The sequence below is a fragment of the Sphingobium tyrosinilyticum genome (genome assembly GCF_042654265.1).
Lineage (GTDB): Bacteria > Pseudomonadota > Alphaproteobacteria > Sphingomonadales > Sphingomonadaceae > Sphingobium > Sphingobium tyrosinilyticum.
This window is the reverse complement of sequence record NZ_JBHSFZ010000064.1, coordinates 26,903-44,270: the sequence shown is the minus strand read 5'-3', so window position 1 is coordinate 44,270 and position 17,368 is coordinate 26,903. Positions and strand designations below refer to the sequence as shown.

The following is a 17,368-nucleotide window of genomic DNA, read 5'->3' as shown; positions in this document are numbered from 1 at the left end:
AGCTCAGCGTTCTATGCACATGGCCACGCCCATGCCGCCCCCGACGCACAGGGTTGCGAGGCCCTTCTTCGCGTCCCGCTTCTGCATCTCATAGAGCAAGGTCGTCAGTACGCGCGAGCCCGATGCACCCACGGGATGACCGATCGCGATCGCGCCGCCATTCACATTGACCTTTTCCGGGTCCCAGCCCAGCTCCTGCCCGACGGCCAGCGCCTGAGCGGCGAAAGCTTCATTGGCTTCGATTAGGTCCAGGTCGGCGAGCGACCAGCCGGCCTTCGCCAGAGCGTTGCGGGACGCCGGTGCGGGGCCGATGCCCATGATTGCCGGATCGACACCGCAGGTCGCAAAGCTGGCGATGCGTCCCAGAACGGGCGCATTGCGTTGCGCAGCATCGGCTGCCGTCATGACCACAAGGGCGGCCGCGCCATCATTGATGCCGCTGGCGTTCCCCGCCGTCACTGTGCCATCCTTCTTGAACGCCGGGCGCAATCCTTGCATCGCCTCTAGCGTGGCGCCTGCGCGGATATATTCATCCGCATCGACGACCGTGTCGCCCTTGCGGCCCTTGATCGTCACAGGGACGATTTCATCCTTGAAGCGGCCCGATGCACGCGCAGCTTCCGCCTTGTTCTGGCTGGCGACGGCGAACTGGTCCTGCGCATCGCGGCTGATCTGGTACTTCTCCGCCAGATTTTCGGCGGTGACGCCCATATGATAATGGTTGAACGCGTCCGTCAGCCCGTCATGCGTCATCGTGTCGATGAACGAGATCGGGCCCATTTTCGCGCCGCCACGCAGATATTGGGCATGCGGAGCGAGTGACATGCTTTCCTGACCGCCTGCGACCATGATGCGCGCGTCTCCAGCCTTGATCGCCTGCGCGGCAAGGGCGACGGCGCGCAGGCCCGACCCGCACAGTTGGTTGAGGCCGATCGCCGTCCGCTCTACCGGGATGCCCGAGTTTACGGCTGCCTGGCGCGCAGGGTTTTGCCCTTGGGCCGCGGTCAGGATCTGGCCCAATATGACTTCATCGACTTCCTCGGGCGCAATCCCTGCTTGAGCCAGCGCCGCGACGATCGCGGTGCGGCCGAGTTCATGTGCCGGGGTCGATCCGAACGCGCCCATGAAGCTGCCGACAGCAGTGCGCTTGGCGGCGGTGATGACGATGTCTGACACTATCCTGATCCTCGCTGAAGAAACCGGCCTGTTGCCGCAATATCATCATCCCCCATGGCTTGAAAGCCAAAGGGAGAGCGGGTCCCACAGCAGTTCCTGGGCGCGGCTGCCCACTATCATCCCGACATGGCCGAGTTGCAGGGTGACGCCATCCGCAAGTTCGGGCGCGGCGCTGGCGGGCACGATCCGGTCGGTAGCGGAGCGCACCGACAAGGCCGGGCAGCGCAGCCGCGCCGGATCGACCTTGGCGCCATCAACCTGCCATTCGGCAAGGCCCGTGACGTTGCCGCCATAGAAGGTTTCGAACAGCTCGCGACCGGCGGCGAAGGTGAGGGGAGGGCCGCCATTGGCCCAATCCTCCACGGCGAGGAAGGCGCGCTCAGCCTCTGAACCCGGTTCCATGTTCATGAAGGCGGCATATTTGCGGATCGTCCGCGCGGGGTCCATCGCCCAGAAGCCAGACTGCAAGACCTCCATGGGGACATAGCCGAGCCTTTCGCTCGTCGCCTTTGCGCCTTGCCAAAGTGAGCCGATGAGGTTGCGATCTTCCGTGGGAAAGCCGTCAAACTGCCATGGTGCGGCGATAGTCGCGATGGCGGTCACATCGGTGACGGACGCCGCGCCTAGGGCCAGGGTTCCGCCCAAACAGTAGCCCACAAGGATGGGCGGCCGAGGCAGGGCCTCCAGCATCGGCAAGAGCCGTTGGGTTACATGATGATCAAGACCCAGGCTCGCATCCTTGGCTGACGGCTGGCCCCAATCCACTAGATAGGCGTCATGCCCTGCTGCAGCCATGTGGCGCAGCATGGAACGTCCCTCGGACAGGTCGAGAACTTGGGGCGGGTTGATGAGCGAGGGTATGAAAACAACCGGCGCCCGGCCATTTTCCCTGCCGTAGTGCAGCAATTTGGCGCTGCCAGAAGCCGCAAATGATGCAGGGCTGGGCGGAGGAGCGGGGCGCTCTGCGGTCTGATATTTACGTAAACCTTGGAAGGCGAGCCTTCGAAGATCAGGATCATTCTCCGTTTCGCGCCATAAAATGCTGAGAAAGAGGGGTAATGGCCGCGGTCCATGTTGCGGTGCGGCAACCCCCTGTGCTAATGCGGAATGTGCAGGTGTGGGAGAGGAATCCATGGCCAAAACCAAGACCGCCAATGAATCAGAGCCGGTCATCATAAAGAAATATGCGAACAGGCGTCTCTATAACACGGAAACGTCGAGTTACATCACGCTGGATCTGTTATCGCAAATGACTCGTGAGGGGCGCGAGTTTGTGGTCGTGGACGCCAAGACCGGAGAGGATATTACGCATAATGTCCTCACGCAAATCATCATGGAGGAGGAGCAACGGGGCAAGAATATGCTGCCGGTCAACTTCCTGCGCCAGCTGATCGCCATGTATGGCGATTCCATGCAGTCCATGGTGCCGCAATATCTGGAAGCGTCGATGGAAGCGTTCCGCAAGAACCAGATGCAGTTTCAGGAGGCGATGAAGGGCGCGTTTGGCGGGGGGCCGCTGGCCGAAATCGCCAAGCGCAACATGCAGATGTTCGAAGCCGCTGCCACCGCGTTCGGCGGCGTTCCTGGCATGCCGGGAATGCCTGGGATGCCCGGCATGCCTGGCGTGTCGCCGGCGCCAGCTACCGCAGCATCCGGCGACGACAAGGATGACGAGATTGCGGACCTGAAGGCGCAGCTTGCTGCACTGAATGCGAAGATCGACAAGCTGAGCTGAGCCCGAGCGTTCGGGCTCGACGGGACGGCGCGCTTGGCCTATGGCGCGCCTTCTTTAAGACATAAGAACAAGGCCCGATCCGTGAAGCACGCCCTTTCCGTTACCCGCGAACAGGATTTCGCCGCCTGGTACCAGGCTGTCGTTTCCGAAGCCGATATGGCTGAGGAAAGCGGCGTGCGCGGCTGCATGGTTATCCGGCCCTGGGGCTATGGCATCTGGGAACGGATGCAGAAGTTGCTGGACGATCGCATCAAGGCGACCGGCCACGAAAATTGCTATTTCCCGCTCTTCATTCCGCTTTCCTATTTTGAGAAGGAAGCTGAGCATGTGGACGGCTTCGCCAAGGAAATGGCGGTCGTCACGCACCATCGCCTGATCCAGAAGGACGGCAAGCTGGTGCCCGATCCGGAAGCGAAGCTGGAAGAACCGCTGGTCGTCCGTCCGACTTCCGAAACGGTGATCGGCGCAGCATTTTCCCGCTGGGTGCAGAGCTGGCGCGACCTGCCGGTGCTGATCAATCAGTGGGCCAATGTCGTCCGCTGGGAAATGCGCACCCGTATGTTCCTGCGCACGGCCGAGTTCCTCTGGCAGGAAGGCCACACGGCTCACGCCACCGTCGAAGAGGCGATGGAAGAGACGATGAAGATGCTGGAAGTCTATCGCAGCTTCGCGGAGGAGTGCGTCGCTCTCCCCGTCGTAGCTGGCGAAAAGCCGGAGAATGAGCGCTTTCCCGGCGCGGTCGCCACCTATTCGATCGAAGCGATGATGCAGGATGGCAAGGCGCTGCAGGCCGGGACGTCGCACTTCCTGGGCACTACCTTTTCCAAGGCGCAGAACATCAAGTTCCAGAACGCCGAAGGTAGCCAGGAACTGGCACAGACCACCAGCTGGGGCGTCTCCACCCGGATGATCGGGGGCCTCATCATGGTGCATGGTGACGACGACGGTCTCCGTGTGCCGCCGCGGCTTGCCCCCTATCAGATCGTCGTCGTGCCGATGCTGCGCGACAATGATGAGGATACGGCGATCCTGGATTATTGCGGCGATCTGGTCGCGGAGTTGAACAAGAAGGACGCGTTCCGCGAACCCGTTCGCGCGCTGCTCGACCGGCGCCCCGCGAAGGCCGCGAACAAGCGCTGGGGTTGGGTCAAGAAGGGCGCTCCGATCGTCATCGAAGTCGGTGGCCGCGATGTTGCGGGCGGCAATGTGTCCGTGCTACGCCGCGACCGCCTCTATCGCGAGGATGGCAAGCTCGATAGCCAGATCGTGGCGAAGGGTGATTTCCTGGGCGCGGCGACGACCATGCTGGAGGAGGTCCAGCAGGCCCTGTTCACCGACGCACAGGCGCGGCTGCAGGGCAATATCGACACATCAATCACCGCGCTTGATGCGCTGAAGGCTTATTTTGCTGCCAGCAAGAAACCTGGCTGGGCGCTGGTCCAGTGGGCCAAGCCAACCGGCGCGGCGCTGGACAAGGTGATCGAGTGGCTGAAGGGTGAGAAGCTGACGCTGCGCAATGTGCCGCTAAATGCGGATGCGGCGGATAGCAGTTGCATCTTTACCGGCGAGAAGGCGGTGGAACGGGTATTGGTGGGCCGGAGCTACTGAACGATTTCCCCTCCCGTATGTGGGACGGGATTAAGGGTGGAGCCGCGCCACGCACGCGCCCACCTCCCAGCCCCTCCGCATGCGGCAGGGGGGCTAGAGTACATATTTGCTAAGGTCGGTATTCCGCGCAACTTCGTTCAGTTGCTTGCCGACATAGGCTGCATCGATCACCAGCGTTTCACCCTGGCGGTCCTCTGCGTCGAAGCTCACATCTTCCAGCAGCTTTTCCATCACGGTCTGAAGGCGGCGTGCGCCTATATTCTCAACCTCGCTGTTGACCTCCGCTGCGATCTTCGCCACCGCGCGGATGCCGTCCGGCGTCAGATCGATGGTCACGCCCTCAGTCGCCAGCAATGCGCGATATTGCGCAACAAGGCTGGCTTTCGTGTCGGAGAGGATGGCGACGAAATCATCTTCGGTCAGCGCCTTGAGCTCCACGCGGATCGGCAAGCGGCCCTGAAGCTCAGGCAGCAGGTCGCTAGGCTTCGCCACATGGAACGCGCCCGACGCGATGAACAGGATATGGTCGGTCTTGAGCGGGCCATATTTGGTCGAAACCGTTGTGCCCTCGATCAGCGGTAGCAAATCGCGCTGCACACCTTCGCGGCTGACAGAGCCGCCGCGTACATCGCTGACCGCGATCTTGTCGATCTCGTCCAGGAAGACGATGCCGTTCTGCTCGGCGCTGGCGATAGCGACGCGGGCGACATCATCCTGGTCGAGCCGCTTGTCCTGCTCTTCCTCGACCAGCTTGTCCCAGGCTTCCGCAACCCGCAGCTTGCGACGCTTCTTCTGCGTCTGGCCGAAAGCCTTGGACATCATGTCGGACAGGTTGATCATGCCGATCTGGCCGCCCATGCCGGGAATTTCCATCGGCATGGAGGGGCTGTCGGCAACCTCTACCTCCACCTCGACGTCATTCATCTGGTCATTCTCGATCCGTTGACGGAAGGAGAGGCGTGTCGCCTCGCTCGCTTCCTTGCCTGTGAGCGCGTCAAGCAGGCGGCCCATGGCGGCCTCGGAGGCAGCCTCGCGCACGGCCTCGCGGCGGCGGTCCTTTTCCAGGCGAACGGCTTCTTCGACCAGGTCGCGGACGATCTGCTCGACGTCGCGGCCGACATAGCCGACCTCGGTGAACTTGGTGGCTTCGACCTTTACGAAGGGTGCGTCGGCCAGCTTCGCGAGGCGGCGGCTGATCTCCGTCTTGCCGCAACCCGTGGGGCCGATCATCAGGATGTTCTTGGGCGTCACTTCGTCGCGCAAATCGGGTGAGAGGCGTTGACGCCGCCAGCGGTTGCGCAATGCCACGGCGACGGCGCGCTTGGCATCGGCTTGCCCGATGATGTGCGCGTCCAGCGCGGAGACGATGGCTTTGGGGGTCAGGTTGTCGTTCATGTCTTTGGAAATCCGTTCGCCCTCAGCTTGTCGAAGGGCATTTCTTTAAGTTGAAGAGAAGGGAAGAGCTTCGACCAGATCGACCCGAACGGAGTTAAGTTACCGAGGGCAATTCCTCGATCACCAGTTGGTCGTTGGTATAGACGCAGATATCCGCCGCCACGGCCATCGCCTTGCGGGCGAGCGTTTCCGCATCCTCTTCATACTCCACCAGCGCGCGGGCGGCGGCGAGGGCGAAGTTGCCGCCTGACCCGATCGCCGCGACGCCGCCCAGCGGCTCCAGTACATCGCCATTGCCAGTCAGGATCAGCGTTACTTCCTTGTCGGCGACGATCATCATCGCTTCCAGGTTGCGCAGATATTTGTCGGTGCGCCAGTCCTTGGCCAACTCCACGGCGGCGCGCATCAACTGGCCGTTATGCCGTTCCAGCTTTGCTTCCAGCCGTTCAAACAGGGTGAAGGCGTCAGCCGTCGCGCCTGCAAAGCCGCCAATGACCGACCCGTCATGCAGGCGGCGGACCTTGCGGGCGTTCGGTTTCATGACGGTCTGGCCCATGGAAACCTGGCCGTCACCGGCCACGATCACCTTCCCGTTCTTACGTACCGACATGATGGTGGTGCCGTGCCAGACCGGCATGGCGCTGGAGCGTTGGTCGTTCATGGCGCGGCATATGGGAGCGAATGGGCTACCGCGCAAGCATAGTAGCCCGGGGCGCTGGATCGTGGCATTTTCTAGACGGAATTATGACAATTCGTTCAGGAACCAATTCCGGTTAATTGACTTTGTGCGGAGCAGCACGGATCATGAAGACTGGTGAACGGGAGGAAATCCAATGTCTCTGAAGGCCAGAGCGCGGGAAAAAGTCGAGCGCGCGGGGATCTCCAACTACACCTTCGACCATGATGTTCTGGTGATGTGCGGCGTCCGCTACACCCTCGCCGCGTGCAACTGCGGCGAACCGGATTGCGATGGCGTCCGGCTGGAAAGAAACGCGGCCATGGGCAGCCGCGTTCTTCAGTAATTCAAGCGATGATCGCTCAGCTTACATAGCGCGGTCGCCTGCGCGACCGACGGATTCAATATCGCGGCCCACACCCTGAACGGTGTTGCAGGCTGCCAGGCCGGAGAGAAGAAACCCGGCAATCACGAAGGCAATGGTTTGACGCATAGACAGTCACTCCCTTTCTGGTCTCGCAACTAAAGCGGCCCCACAAAAAGGCAATAAGCCCAATTTACGATTTCGGTTTCACCCCTGCTTGACAGGAGCGGTGACGGGTGCCAATGGCCGCATCCTCCTTTCAGGGGGCGCGTAGCTCAGCGGTAGAGCACACCCTTCACACGGGTGGGGTCACAGGTTCAATCCCTGTCGCGCCCACCATGACCTCCCTTGGTCGTGGTAGGAAAGATTATTTCCCTACATTGATCTTTTCAGCTCCCAGGCGCTAACTTCGCCGAATGACGATTTCCTCTTATGCGAAGGGTGGCGCGGCCATCGGCGCGCTGCTGGCGACCGCGACGGTTCCAGCCGCAGCCGAGCAAAAGCTGACGCTGGAGCGCGTCTTTGCCAATCCCGATCTATCTGGGCCTCAGCCGCGCGCGTTGAAATTGTCGCCGGACGGCAAGCTGGTCACATTGCTGAAACCGCGGACGGATGAAAAGGAGCGGCTCGATCTCTGGGCGATCGACAGTTCGACGGGGGTCGAACGGATGCTGGTCGATTCGAAGAAGGTGGGGAGCGGTGCGGAATTGTCCGAGGCCGAGAAGATGCAGCGCGAACGGGACCGCTCGATCGCTGGAAATACGGGCATCGTCAGCTACGACTGGGCGCCCGATGGCAAGAGCATCCTGGTCCCTGTCGATGGCGATCTCTTTTTGGCCGCGCTGGATGGTCGCGTCACACGGCTAACCAACACACCCGAAGGCGAGTTGAATGGGATCGTCAGCCCCAAGGGCGGCTTCGTTTCCTTTGTGCGCGAGGGTAATCTCTTCGTGCAGCCGATCGGTGGACGGGAACGCCAACTGACCCAAGGTGCGAGTGACACGGTAAGCTGGGGCGTCGCCGAGTTCGTCGCACAAGAGGAAATGGATCGCCGCACCGGCTATTGGTGGTCCCCGGATGATGCGATGATCGCTGTCGCTCGCGTCGATGAGGGGCCGGTAGGTATCGTCACGCGGACCGCCATCGGTGGCGAGGGAACGAAGGTTTATCAGCAGCGCTATCCCGCCGCCGGAACGCCTAACGCGCTGGTCGATCTCTATGTCATAAAGCCGGATGGATCGAGCCAGGTGAAGGTCGATCTGGGGCATGAACGCGACATTTATCTGGCGCGCGTTGATTGGTCGAAGGATGCCAGGACTCTCTATGTCCAGCGTCAGAGCCGCGACCAGAAGACGCTGGACCTGCTCGCGGTCGATCCCACCACGGGCAAGGCCAAGGTGCTGCTTGCTGAAAGAGCAAAGAGCTGGGTCAACCTCAGCAACAATTTCACGCCGCTTGGTGATGGCAGCTTCCTCTGGTGGTCTGAAAAGAGCGGTCATGGCCATCTCTATCATGTGCGCGACGGCTCCTGGACGCCGCTGACCAGCGGCCCGTGGGAGGTGCGCGATGTTGTCGCCGTCGATGAGAAGCAGGGCCTCGTTTATTTCACCGGCAATCGCGAAACGCCGCTGGAACAGCAACTTTATGCCGCGCCTCTGTCGGGCAAGGGCAAGCTGCGCCAGTTGACCAGCAATGGCTGGTGGAACGACGCCGTCATGGACGCCGCCGCCACCCGCGTCGTGATCGCCCGCAGTAACACGGATCAGCCGAAGCAGGTCTATCTGGCCGACACCGGCGGCAAGCGGCTGCAGTGGCTGTCAGAAAATGCAGTGGCGGACGGCCATCCCTATGCGCCTTATCTCGGCAGCCACGTGAAGACGCGCTTCGGCACGATCAAGGCAGCGGACGGATCGACGCTTTACACCCGCATCATGACTCCGCCGCTGGAAGCAGGGAAACGCTATCCGGTCTTCATGCTGCATTATGGCGGACCGGGTGCGGGCCGGATCGTGACCAATCAATGGAGTTCGCCGCTCTACCAATATCTGGTGGATAGAGGCTGGATCGTCTTCGCGGTGGATAATCGGGGCACGCCCGATCGTGGCAAGGCGTTCGAGGATCATCTTTACCGTGCGATGGGCACGGTCGAGGTCGAGGATCAATTAAAAGGCGTCGAATGGTTGAAGGCTCAGCCCTATGTCGATCCTCAGCGGATCGCGACCTATGGCTGGTCCTATGGCGGATACATGTCCGTGAAGCTGTTGGAGAAGGCGCCCGGCGTCTTTTCCGCTGCGATCGCTGGCGCTCCGGTCACGCGATGGGAATTGTATGACACCCATTATACCGAACGCTACCTCGGCAAGCCGCAGGACAAGCCTAGCGCCTATCCCCACTCGGGCGCGATCGATGACGCCGTGAAGATCAAGGACCCGCTGCTGCTGGTCCACGGCATGTCGGACGACAATGTCGTGTTCGACAATATGACGGCCCTTATGGCGAAGATGCAGGCGGCCGCCGTGCCGTTTGAATTGATGGTCTATCCCGGCCAGACTCATCGTGTGGGCGGTCCCGGCATCAGCGTCCATCTTTGGCGCACGATTGAGGATTTTCTGGCTCGCCACGGGACGGCGCCCGATGCTCCGTCGAAATAGGAGAGCTTTGCCGCGGTGTAGCCGCTTCATGCTGGACAATTACCGCAGCGGCGCTATGGCGCGCACTCCGCAATTTTGCATGGAGTGGAGTCTTTAGTCATGGGTTACAAGGTCGTCGTCGTTGGTGCCACGGGCAATGTGGGCCGCGAAATGCTGACCATTCTCGCCGAGCGCGAGTTTCCTATTGACGAGATCGCGGCGGTTGCATCGCCCCGGTCGCAGGGTTTGTCCGTCGATTTCGGCGACACCGGCAAGACCATCAAATGCCAGAATATCGAGCATTTCGACTTCAGCGGATGGGACATCGCCCTGTTCGCGGCGGGCTCCGGCCCGACGGCCGAATATGCGCCCAAAGCGGCGGCCGCCGGTTGCGTGGTGATCGACAATTCGTCGCTCTACCGCATGGACCCGGATGTACCGCTGATCGTGCCCGAAGTGAACCCAGACGCGATCGACGGCTACAAGAAGAAGAACATCATCGCGAACCCGAACTGCTCGACCGCGCAGATGGTGGTGGCGCTCAAGCCTTTGCATGACGCCGCCAAGATCAAGCGCGTCGTCGTCGCCACCTACCAGTCGGTGTCTGGCGCGGGCAAGGCGGGCATGGACGAGCTGTTCGAACAGTCGCGCAACATCTTCGTCGGCGATCCGGCGGAGGCGAAGAAGTTCACCAAGCAGATCGCCTTCAACGTGATACCGCACATCGACGTCTTCCTGGACGATGGTTCGACCAAGGAAGAATGGAAGATGGTTGCGGAGACCAAGAAGATCCTCGATCCCAAGGTGAAGGTCACGGCGACCTGCGTGCGCGTCCCCGTGTTCGTCGGCCATTCCGAGGCGCTGAACATCGAGTTCGAGAATGAGATTTCGGCCAAGGAAGCGCAGGACATCCTGCGCGAAGCGCCGGGCATCATGCTCGTCGATAAGCGCGAGGATGGCGGCTACGTCACCCCGGTCGAATGTGTCGGCGACTATGCGACCTTCGTCAGCCGCGTCCGTGAAGACTCGACCGTCGATAATGGCCTGTCGCTCTGGTGTGTCAGCGACAATCTGCGCAAGGGCGCGGCGCTCAACGCTGTGCAGATCGCCGAACTGCTGGGCCGTCGTCACCTCAAGAAGGGCTGAGCCCATCAGATGATATCCGGTGCTGCTGCCGTCTGGAAAAGCCTTCCGATAGCGCAGCGCCGGATGATCCTGCTTTTGCTCGCGGCCATCGCCGCCGCGCAGATCAACCAGCCTTATCCCGAACTGTCACCGCTGCAACATGGGCCAACGCTGGTTTTGGCGTTCGTTGCCCCCTGGCTTCTGAGCCGCTGGCCGCTGACGAACGGCGCTGTCGCCTGCATATTAGCCTTCCTGCTGCTGCACACCTTGGGTGGCCGCTACATCTATTCCTATGTGCCCTATGATAACTGGGCGCGCGCTATCACTGGTCATGATATTTCCGGCACATTCGGGTGGCGGCGCAACGGCTATGACCGCCTTGTGCATTTTGCTTTCGGCCTGCTGCTGACACCACCGCTCACGCAGTTCGCGCGGCGTTGGGGCGGAATGTCTCTGGGGTGGAGCCTGCTGTTTGGCTTCGTCGCAATCGGCTTCGTCGGCGCACTTTATGAAATGTTCGAATGGCTGCTGACGCTGATGGCCGAGGGAGAAACGGCCGATTGGTATAATGGCCAGCAGGGCGACGTGTGGGACCCGCAAAAGGACATGGCGGCGGCTCAGGCGGGCGCGCTAATCTCGATATTGTTTCTGTGCGTGCGCCCGTCTCGACAAGGCGGGGCTGACGCCATATCGCACCCGGCTACATCTACGGAGCGACCATGACGGACCTTGCAATGGAAAAGCTGGAGATCAAGGGGCTTGGTGGTTTGCCCATCGCCGTGCATGTCGCGGGCGAAGGGCGCGATTTGGTCCTGATCCATGGCTATTTCTCCAACGCTTACACGAATTGGGTACGCTATGGCCATGCCGCCCGTTTGGTGGAGGCTGGCTTCCGCCTAATCCTGCCTGACTTGCGTGGCCATGGTGAGAGCGGAAAGCCGCATGACGCCGCTGCCTATCCGCCCGACGCGCTGACCGATGACAATCTGGCTGTGATCGAACAGCTGGGGCTGACTGACTATGATCTGGGCGGTTATTCGCTAGGCGCGCGCACCACGGTGCGGATGCTCGCACGGGGCGCAACCCCGCGCCGCGTTGTCCTGGCGGGCATGGGCTTGCGCGGCCTCGTCCACACCCTCGACAAGGGCGGCTACTACAAGAAGGTCCTTACCAACCTTGGTACGTTTGAGCGCGGTACGTCCGAATGGATGACGGAGGCGTTTCTCAAGACCACCAAGGGCGATCCGGTGGCAATGCTCCACATCCTCAACACCTTCGTCGATACGCAAGCCGAGAAGATCGCGACTTTCACCCAGCCGGTGGAAGTCATCTGCGGCGCGGACGATCAGGACAATGGCGTCGCACAGGAACTTGCCGACGCGCTACCCAACGGCCGTTATGTGGAGATTCCCGGCAATCACATGAATGCCGTGACCCGGAAAGAGTTGGGGCAGGCTATACTGGATTTTCTCAGCGTCTAAGTGCCTGACCGCGAACGTGCAAAGTCGATGGGCTGTGCTTAGCGGAACGGGGGTTCGTTGAAGGCCCGCAGCTTGCGACTATGCAGCTTGGGCCCTTCCTGTCGCAGCAATTCGCAGGTCATCAACCCGACGCGCAAATGCCCAGAGATCGCTTCTTCATAAAATCGGTTTGCCTGTCCTGGCAATTTAAGTTCGCCATGGATCGGCTTGTCTGAAACGCAAAGCAGCGTCCCGTATGGCACCCGGAAACGATAGCCTTGTGCCGCAATGGTGGCCGACTCCATGTCAATCCCGACGGCGCGCGATAGGCTGAAGCGCAAGGCGGAACTGGAATAACGCAGCTCCCAATTGCGGTCGTCGGTGGTTACGACCGTGCCCGTGCGCAAGCGCCGTTTGAAATCCTCTTCGTCATTACCGCCCAACACCGCCTCGGCCGCTTTCGCTAGGGCGACCTGCACCTCAGCGATGGCTGGCACCGGAATCTCGGGCGGCAGCATGTCATCCAGCACCTTGTCATCGCGCAGATAGGCATGGGCCAGCACATAGTCCCCGATCCGCTGGCTGGGACGCAGGCCGCCGCAATGGCCAATCATCAGCCAAGCTTCCGGGCGCACTACCGCCAGATGGTCGCATATAGTCTTGGCGTTGGCCGGTCCAACACCGATATTCACAAGCGTTATCCCGCTGCGGTTCGGCGCGATCAGATGATAGGCGGGCATTTGGTGCTTGCGCCAGGCGCTGTCGGCGATCATCCGGGCCGGATCAGCCGTCTCGCGCGTCACATAGACGCCACCCGCGCCAGACAGCGCCGTGTAGGGCGCGCCTTCCCGCCGCAACTCCGCGCAGGCCCAGTCCACGAATTCGTCCACATAGCGGTGATAGTTGGTGAAGAGGATATAGCGCTGAACATGTTCCGCTGGCGTGCCGGTATAATGTTTCAGCCGGGCCAGAGAGAAATCGGTACGCAACCCGTCGAATAGCGCCAGCGGCCGGTGTCCTTCCGCATTCGCCATGAAGAGGCCGTCCGCAATCTCATCGCCGATCTCAGCCAACTCAGTCGCCGGGAAATGCCGCGCCAGTTCGGTCGGCGGCGTCCCATCCAGCGCGCTGATGTCGAGGCCATCGAGCACATAGGGAAAGGGAATTTGCTGGTCGCTGATCCCCGTTTCGACCGCGACGCCATAATCCCGGACCAGCAGGTCGATCTGTTCCGACAGATAGTCGGCAAACATGCCTGGCCGGGTAACGGTGGTCACATAGAGGCCCGGTTTCGACAGGCGCGCGAACGATCGGCCGGGCGGCGGCGCGTCGGTCTCCGCATTATGCGTGATGCGCAGTTCGGGATAACAATATCGGCGGTCGGATTTCGCCTCTGGCGGAGGCACGCTGCCATCGCGGCCATAAGCCTGCATCGCCTCGCGCAGATTTCCGATGGAGGCCTGATATATCCGGTCGAGTTGCGCAACCGCCGCGCTGCCGATGCTTTTGGTCATCGACCCTTGCTACCGCAGATATGTGACGGAAGAAAGCCGAGGCCGCGCGGCAAAGAGGATGCCGCGCGGTCTTTTTAAGTTCAGAGCTGGCCCAGAAGATGGTCCGCCGAAGAAACCTGGAAGCTGCCCGGTTCCTCGACATTCAGTTCGGCAACCACGCCGTCCTTGACGATCATCGAGAAACGCTGCCCCCGCGTGCCCATGCCGAACTTGCTGCCGTCCATGGTGAGCCCGAGCGCCTTCGCAAAGTCGCCATTGCCGTCCGCCAGCATGGTAACCTTCTCATCCGCGCCGGCAGACTTGCCCCAGGCGCCCATCACGAAAGCGTCATTGACGGCGGTGCAGGCGATTTCATCGATGCCCTTTTCCTTCAACACTTCGGCTTTTTCGACGAAGCCGGGCAGATGCTTGGCCGAGCAGGTCGGGGTGAAGGCGCCGGGAACGGAAAAGAGCGCAACAGTCCGGCCTGCGAAATACTCGTCGGAGGAGACCTGCTCCGGACCATTATCGGTCATCTTGGTGAAGGTGGTGGCGGGGATGCGATCCCCCTTGCTGATGGTCATGTTCTGTCTCCTGCCGTTGTAGCGCGGGAGGTCGGCGCTGCCGCGCGCTCTGTCAAGGGCACGAATGTGCCGCGTTGCCTCCTGCGAACGACAGCCCGCCATTGGCAAAGACGCTGGGCGGCGTATATTCGCACCATGAACCAGTCCCGCTCCTATGCCGGTCAGTTCCTGCTCGCGCTGCCGGGCATGGAAGATATGCGTTTCGATCATTCGGTCGTGGCCATTTGCGTCCATGATGAAAATGGCGCCCTGGGCATCTCGGTCAGTGACGAGATCGAAGGGGTGGGGCTGCACGACCTGCTCGACAGTTTCGACATCGACGCGCGTAATGTGCCCGACCTGCCGGTGCTGCGGGGAGGGCCAGTCGAACCCCGCCGTGGCTTCGTCCTCCACTCGCTCGATTGGAAAGGGCATGACATGGTGGAGGTCGGTCCTGATTGGGGCCTGTCCGGCTCGCTCGAAATCCTGAAAGCCATTGCAGAAGGCACCGGCCCCAGCCGGTATATCGTCGCGCTCGGCTATGCAGGGTGGGGTGCTGGTCAACTGGACCGGGAAATGAGCGGAGAAAGCTGGTTCCCGGTGGATTGCACCGCGGACATTCTATTCACCGTCCCGGCGGAAAAGAAATGGGCCGCCGCTTATGCCGCGGCCGGAGTCGATGCTTCTCATCTTGTGAGCGGCGCGGGTTCGGCCTGACGCGGCGCCAGATTTTTCTGTGGTCATTTCCGATGCCGCCGCGCAACGATGGCGGTTAGCATGGCTTGTTTCTGCATCGTAACTGAACCGAATGCGGTAAAATTCCGCTAACCCTGTCTGTTGACGATGCGGCAAGCGGACGGGCGCACCCTCTGGCACAGGATATTGCACGGGGGTTTACATTATGAAGAAGTTTGTGGCGGCAGTCATTGCCGCGGCGATGCCGCTTGCGCCAGCCAGCGCCTCAACTTGTTGGAAGCCGGTTGCTGTAGAAGCCGCGCAAATCCGCGATTTTGAGATGATGCTGATGGTATCCGCGTTGCGCTGCCGCTCCACCGGCAGCAATTTCCTCACAGCCTATAATCGCTTCATCCGCGAAAAGCGGGAGGCCCTGACACAGGTTAACGATGAACTGCGTGAACATTTCCGCTCGGTGGCTGGGCCTGTCGGTGCGCTGGGGGCCTATGACAATTATGTGACCCAGCTCGCGAACGTCTATGGGGCGGGAGCCGATGGGCTTGCTTGCCGGGATCTTCAGTCAATCACGGACGCCGCCAACGCGCTGCCTGCGACCCGCTCGGCTCTGCTGGAACTAGCCGACGCGGCCGGAGTCACCCCTCATTTGTCGGGCGCCCGCTGCGATGTGGTGATGGCGATCGCTGGTAAGGAAGTGGAGAGCAGGGCATCTGTCGCCGTCGCTGCGCGGGACCCGCAGGACTGACATAAAGAAAACTTTATATTGAGTTGCCATCAACGGCGGCGATTGGTAAAGCGCAGCCCATCGCCGCCGTTTCGCTCGTCGAGCGGCTCCGGCACATTCTAGACCAATGGAGACCCGCTCGTGGCCACCGCACCCGCCGCTCAGGCGCAGGATTATGTGATCGCCGACATCAGCCTTGCCGCTTTCGGCCGCAAGGAAATCGAGATCGCCGAAACCGAAATGCCCGGCCTGATGGCGCTTCGTCAGGAATTTGGCGCTGCCAAGCCGCTGAAGGGCGCGCGCATCACCGGATCGCTGCACATGACGATCCAGACCGCCGTGCTGATCGAAACGCTGGCCGAACTGGGCGCCGAGATCCGCTGGGCCTCGTGCAACATCTTCTCGACCCAGGACCATGCCGCCGCCGCCATCGCCGCGCGCGGCATCCCCGTCTTTGCCGTCAAGGGCGAGACGCTGGAAGAATATTGGGACTATGTCATCCGCATCTTCGAATGGGGTGACACGACCTGCAACATGATCCTGGATGACGGCGGCGACGCCACCATGTTCGCTCTGTGGGGCGCGCGTGTCGAAGCTGGGGAAGAGCTGTTCACCCCCGGCAATGAGGAAGAAGAAATCTTCGTCGCGACGCTGAAGCGTTACCTCGCCGAGCGTCCGGGCTACCTCACCAAGACCGTCGCCGCGATCAAGGGCGTCTCGGAAGAGACCACCACCGGCGTTCACCGCCTCTATGAACTGGCGAAGAAGGGCAAGCTTCCCTTCCCGGCGATCAACGTCAACGACAGCGTCACCAAGTCGAAGTTCGACAACCTCTACGGCTGCAAGGAATCGCTGGTCGACGCCATCCGTCGCGCCACCGACGTCATGCTGGCTGGCAAGGTCGCCGTGGTCGCTGGCTTCGGTGACGTGGGCAAGGGTTCGGCCGCCTCGCTCCGCAACGGCGGCGCCCGCGTGCTGGTGACCGAAGTCGATCCGATCTGCGCGCTGCAGGCGGCGATGGAGGGCTATGAAGTCGTGACGATGGAAGAAGCGGCGACCCGCGCCGACATTTTCGTCACCGCGACCGGCAATGAAGACGTCATCACCGTCGATCACATGCGCGCGATGAAGAACATGGCGATCGTCTGCAACATCGGCCACTTCGACAGCGAGATCCAGATCGCTGGGCTCAGCAACATGAAGTGGACGGAAATCAAGCCACAGGTCGATGAAGTCGAATTCGCTGACGGCAAGAAGATCATCGTCCTCGCCAAGGGCCGCCTTGTGAACCTGGGCTGCGCCACCGGCCACCCGAGCTTCGTCATGTCGTCCAGTTTCACCAATCAGGTGCTGGCGCAGATCGAACTGTGGACCAAGTCGGACACCTATAAGAACGACGTCTATGTGCTGCCCAAGCATCTGGACGAGAAGGTCGCCGCGCTTCACCTTGAAAAGCTGGGCGTGAAGCTGTCCAAGCTGACCCCCAAGCAGGCCGCCTATATCGGCGTGACCCAGGAAGGGCCATTCAAGCCGGACCATTACCGCTACTGAGCGAACAGGGAAGGGGAGGCCAACGCCTCCCCTTTTTGTTGGTGGCCGCCAGGAGTTGTGGCCGCGCCTCAAGCGTATCAATGATAATTCTTTCCCTCTGACCGCTTCACGCTGCCTGCGAGTTGGGTTAGTCCCCTGATAATCATGCAAAGGGGCTGGCAGGTCGTGACGAGGG

Annotated in this window: 17 protein-coding genes and 1 tRNA gene; 11 read left to right on the top strand and 7 right to left on the bottom strand. The window is 61.3% G+C overall.

All coding sequences use genetic code 11. From position 1 onward, the window contains the following. Window positions 1-3: 3 nt before the first annotated feature. Together ACFO3E_RS17720 and ACFO3E_RS17715 are read right to left on the bottom strand one after the other, a co-directional pair. A complete protein-coding gene (locus ACFO3E_RS17720; protein WP_066523800.1) occupies window positions 4-1,176 on the bottom strand; it encodes an acetyl-CoA C-acetyltransferase in 1,173 nt (390 codons plus the stop codon). A gap of 45 nt (window positions 1,177-1,221) precedes the next feature. Continuing rightward, window positions 1,222-2,310, bottom strand: coding sequence for an alpha/beta fold hydrolase (locus ACFO3E_RS17715; protein ID WP_082919519.1), 1,089 nt, complete (start codon window positions 2,308-2,310; stop codon window positions 1,222-1,224). On the opposite strand from ACFO3E_RS17715, the gene phaR reads away from it, so the two are divergent. Then, entirely contained in the window at window positions 2,309-2,911 is a 603-nt protein-coding gene (phaR, locus tag ACFO3E_RS17710) for a polyhydroxyalkanoate synthesis repressor PhaR (RefSeq protein WP_066523801.1), read from the top strand. The two genes, ACFO3E_RS17715 and phaR, sit on opposite strands and share 2 nt — an antisense overlap. An 81-nt stretch (window positions 2,912-2,992) precedes the next feature. Then, on the top strand, window positions 2,993-4,519 hold the full coding sequence (proS, locus tag ACFO3E_RS17705; protein ID WP_066523802.1) for a proline--tRNA ligase: 1,527 nt from the start codon (window positions 2,993-2,995) through the stop codon (window positions 4,517-4,519). 93 nt (window positions 4,520-4,612) lie between these two features. Here proS and hslU read toward each other — a convergent pair whose 3' ends face one another. Together hslU and hslV are read right to left on the bottom strand one after the other, a co-directional pair. Then, window positions 4,613-5,914 carry an ATP-dependent protease ATPase subunit HslU gene (gene hslU / locus ACFO3E_RS17700; RefSeq protein WP_066523803.1) on the bottom strand — a complete coding sequence of 434 codons (1,302 nt, stop codon included), beginning with the start codon at window positions 5,912-5,914 and terminating at the stop codon, window positions 4,613-4,615. A 94-nt stretch (window positions 5,915-6,008) separates the two neighbouring features. Beyond that, a complete protein-coding gene (hslV, locus tag ACFO3E_RS17695) occupies window positions 6,009-6,575 on the bottom strand; it encodes an ATP-dependent protease subunit HslV (protein ID WP_066523804.1) in 567 nt (188 codons plus the stop codon). Window positions 6,576-6,747: 172 nt separating this feature from the next. Between hslV and ACFO3E_RS17690 the strand changes: the two genes are divergently transcribed. Next, entirely contained in the window at window positions 6,748-6,936 is a 189-nt protein-coding gene (locus tag ACFO3E_RS17690) for a hypothetical protein (protein WP_066523805.1), read from the top strand. A gap of 21 nt (window positions 6,937-6,957) precedes the next feature. On the opposite strand, the gene ACFO3E_RS17685 is transcribed toward ACFO3E_RS17690, so the two are convergent. Next, window positions 6,958-7,083 (bottom strand): entericidin A/B family lipoprotein, encoded by a 126-nt coding sequence (locus ACFO3E_RS17685; RefSeq protein ID WP_066523806.1) that lies wholly within the window; start codon window positions 7,081-7,083, stop codon window positions 6,958-6,960. 135 nt (window positions 7,084-7,218) lie between these two features. Between ACFO3E_RS17685 and ACFO3E_RS17680 the strand changes: the two genes are divergently transcribed. From ACFO3E_RS17680 to ACFO3E_RS17660, 5 genes are all read left to right on the top strand, one after another. Continuing rightward, window positions 7,219-7,293: transfer RNA gene (locus tag ACFO3E_RS17680), tRNA-Val, on the top strand. Window positions 7,294-7,370: 77 nt separating this feature from the next. Further along, window positions 7,371-9,605, top strand: coding sequence for a S9 family peptidase (locus ACFO3E_RS17675; RefSeq protein WP_197486291.1), 2,235 nt, complete (start codon window positions 7,371-7,373; stop codon window positions 9,603-9,605). A 99-nt stretch (window positions 9,606-9,704) separates the two neighbouring features. Continuing rightward, window positions 9,705-10,730 carry an aspartate-semialdehyde dehydrogenase gene (locus tag ACFO3E_RS17670; RefSeq protein WP_066523807.1) on the top strand — a complete coding sequence of 342 codons (1,026 nt, stop codon included), beginning with the start codon at window positions 9,705-9,707 and terminating at the stop codon, window positions 10,728-10,730. 9 nt (window positions 10,731-10,739) lie between these two features. After that, entirely contained in the window at window positions 10,740-11,432 is a 693-nt protein-coding gene (locus ACFO3E_RS17665) for a DUF2238 domain-containing protein (protein ID WP_066523808.1), read from the top strand. Next, window positions 11,429-12,190: an alpha/beta fold hydrolase gene (locus ACFO3E_RS17660; RefSeq protein WP_066523809.1), complete on the top strand. Its 762-nt coding sequence runs from the start codon at window positions 11,429-11,431 to the stop codon at window positions 12,188-12,190. The genes ACFO3E_RS17665 and ACFO3E_RS17660 overlap by 4 nt, the downstream gene beginning before the upstream one ends. Before the next feature lie 38 nt (window positions 12,191-12,228). Here the strand turns inward: ACFO3E_RS17660 and ACFO3E_RS17655 are convergent, their stop codons facing one another. Both ACFO3E_RS17655 and ACFO3E_RS17650 read right to left on the bottom strand, forming a co-directional pair. Then, on the bottom strand, window positions 12,229-13,683 hold the full coding sequence (locus ACFO3E_RS17655) for an AMP nucleosidase (protein WP_066523810.1): 1,455 nt from the start codon (window positions 13,681-13,683) through the stop codon (window positions 12,229-12,231). An 80-nt stretch (window positions 13,684-13,763) separates the two neighbouring features. Beyond that, window positions 13,764-14,246 (bottom strand): peroxiredoxin, encoded by a 483-nt coding sequence (locus ACFO3E_RS17650; RefSeq protein WP_066528444.1) that lies wholly within the window; start codon window positions 14,244-14,246, stop codon window positions 13,764-13,766. A gap of 135 nt (window positions 14,247-14,381) precedes the next feature. Between ACFO3E_RS17650 and ACFO3E_RS17645 the strand changes: the two genes are divergently transcribed. The 3 genes from ACFO3E_RS17645 (at window position 14,382) to ahcY (ending at window position 17,193) form a co-directional block, all read left to right on the top strand. Continuing rightward, window positions 14,382-14,942, top strand: a complete 561-nt coding sequence (locus ACFO3E_RS17645; RefSeq protein ID WP_066523811.1) for a YqgE/AlgH family protein — start codon at window positions 14,382-14,384, stop codon at window positions 14,940-14,942. 184 nt (window positions 14,943-15,126) lie between these two features. Then, a complete protein-coding gene (locus tag ACFO3E_RS17640; protein WP_066523812.1) occupies window positions 15,127-15,663 on the top strand; it encodes a hypothetical protein in 537 nt (178 codons plus the stop codon). A gap of 120 nt (window positions 15,664-15,783) precedes the next feature. Then, window positions 15,784-17,193, top strand: coding sequence for an adenosylhomocysteinase (gene ahcY, locus ACFO3E_RS17635; RefSeq protein ID WP_066523813.1), 1,410 nt, complete (start codon window positions 15,784-15,786; stop codon window positions 17,191-17,193). The last annotated feature ends 175 nt before the right edge of the window (window positions 17,194-17,368 follow it).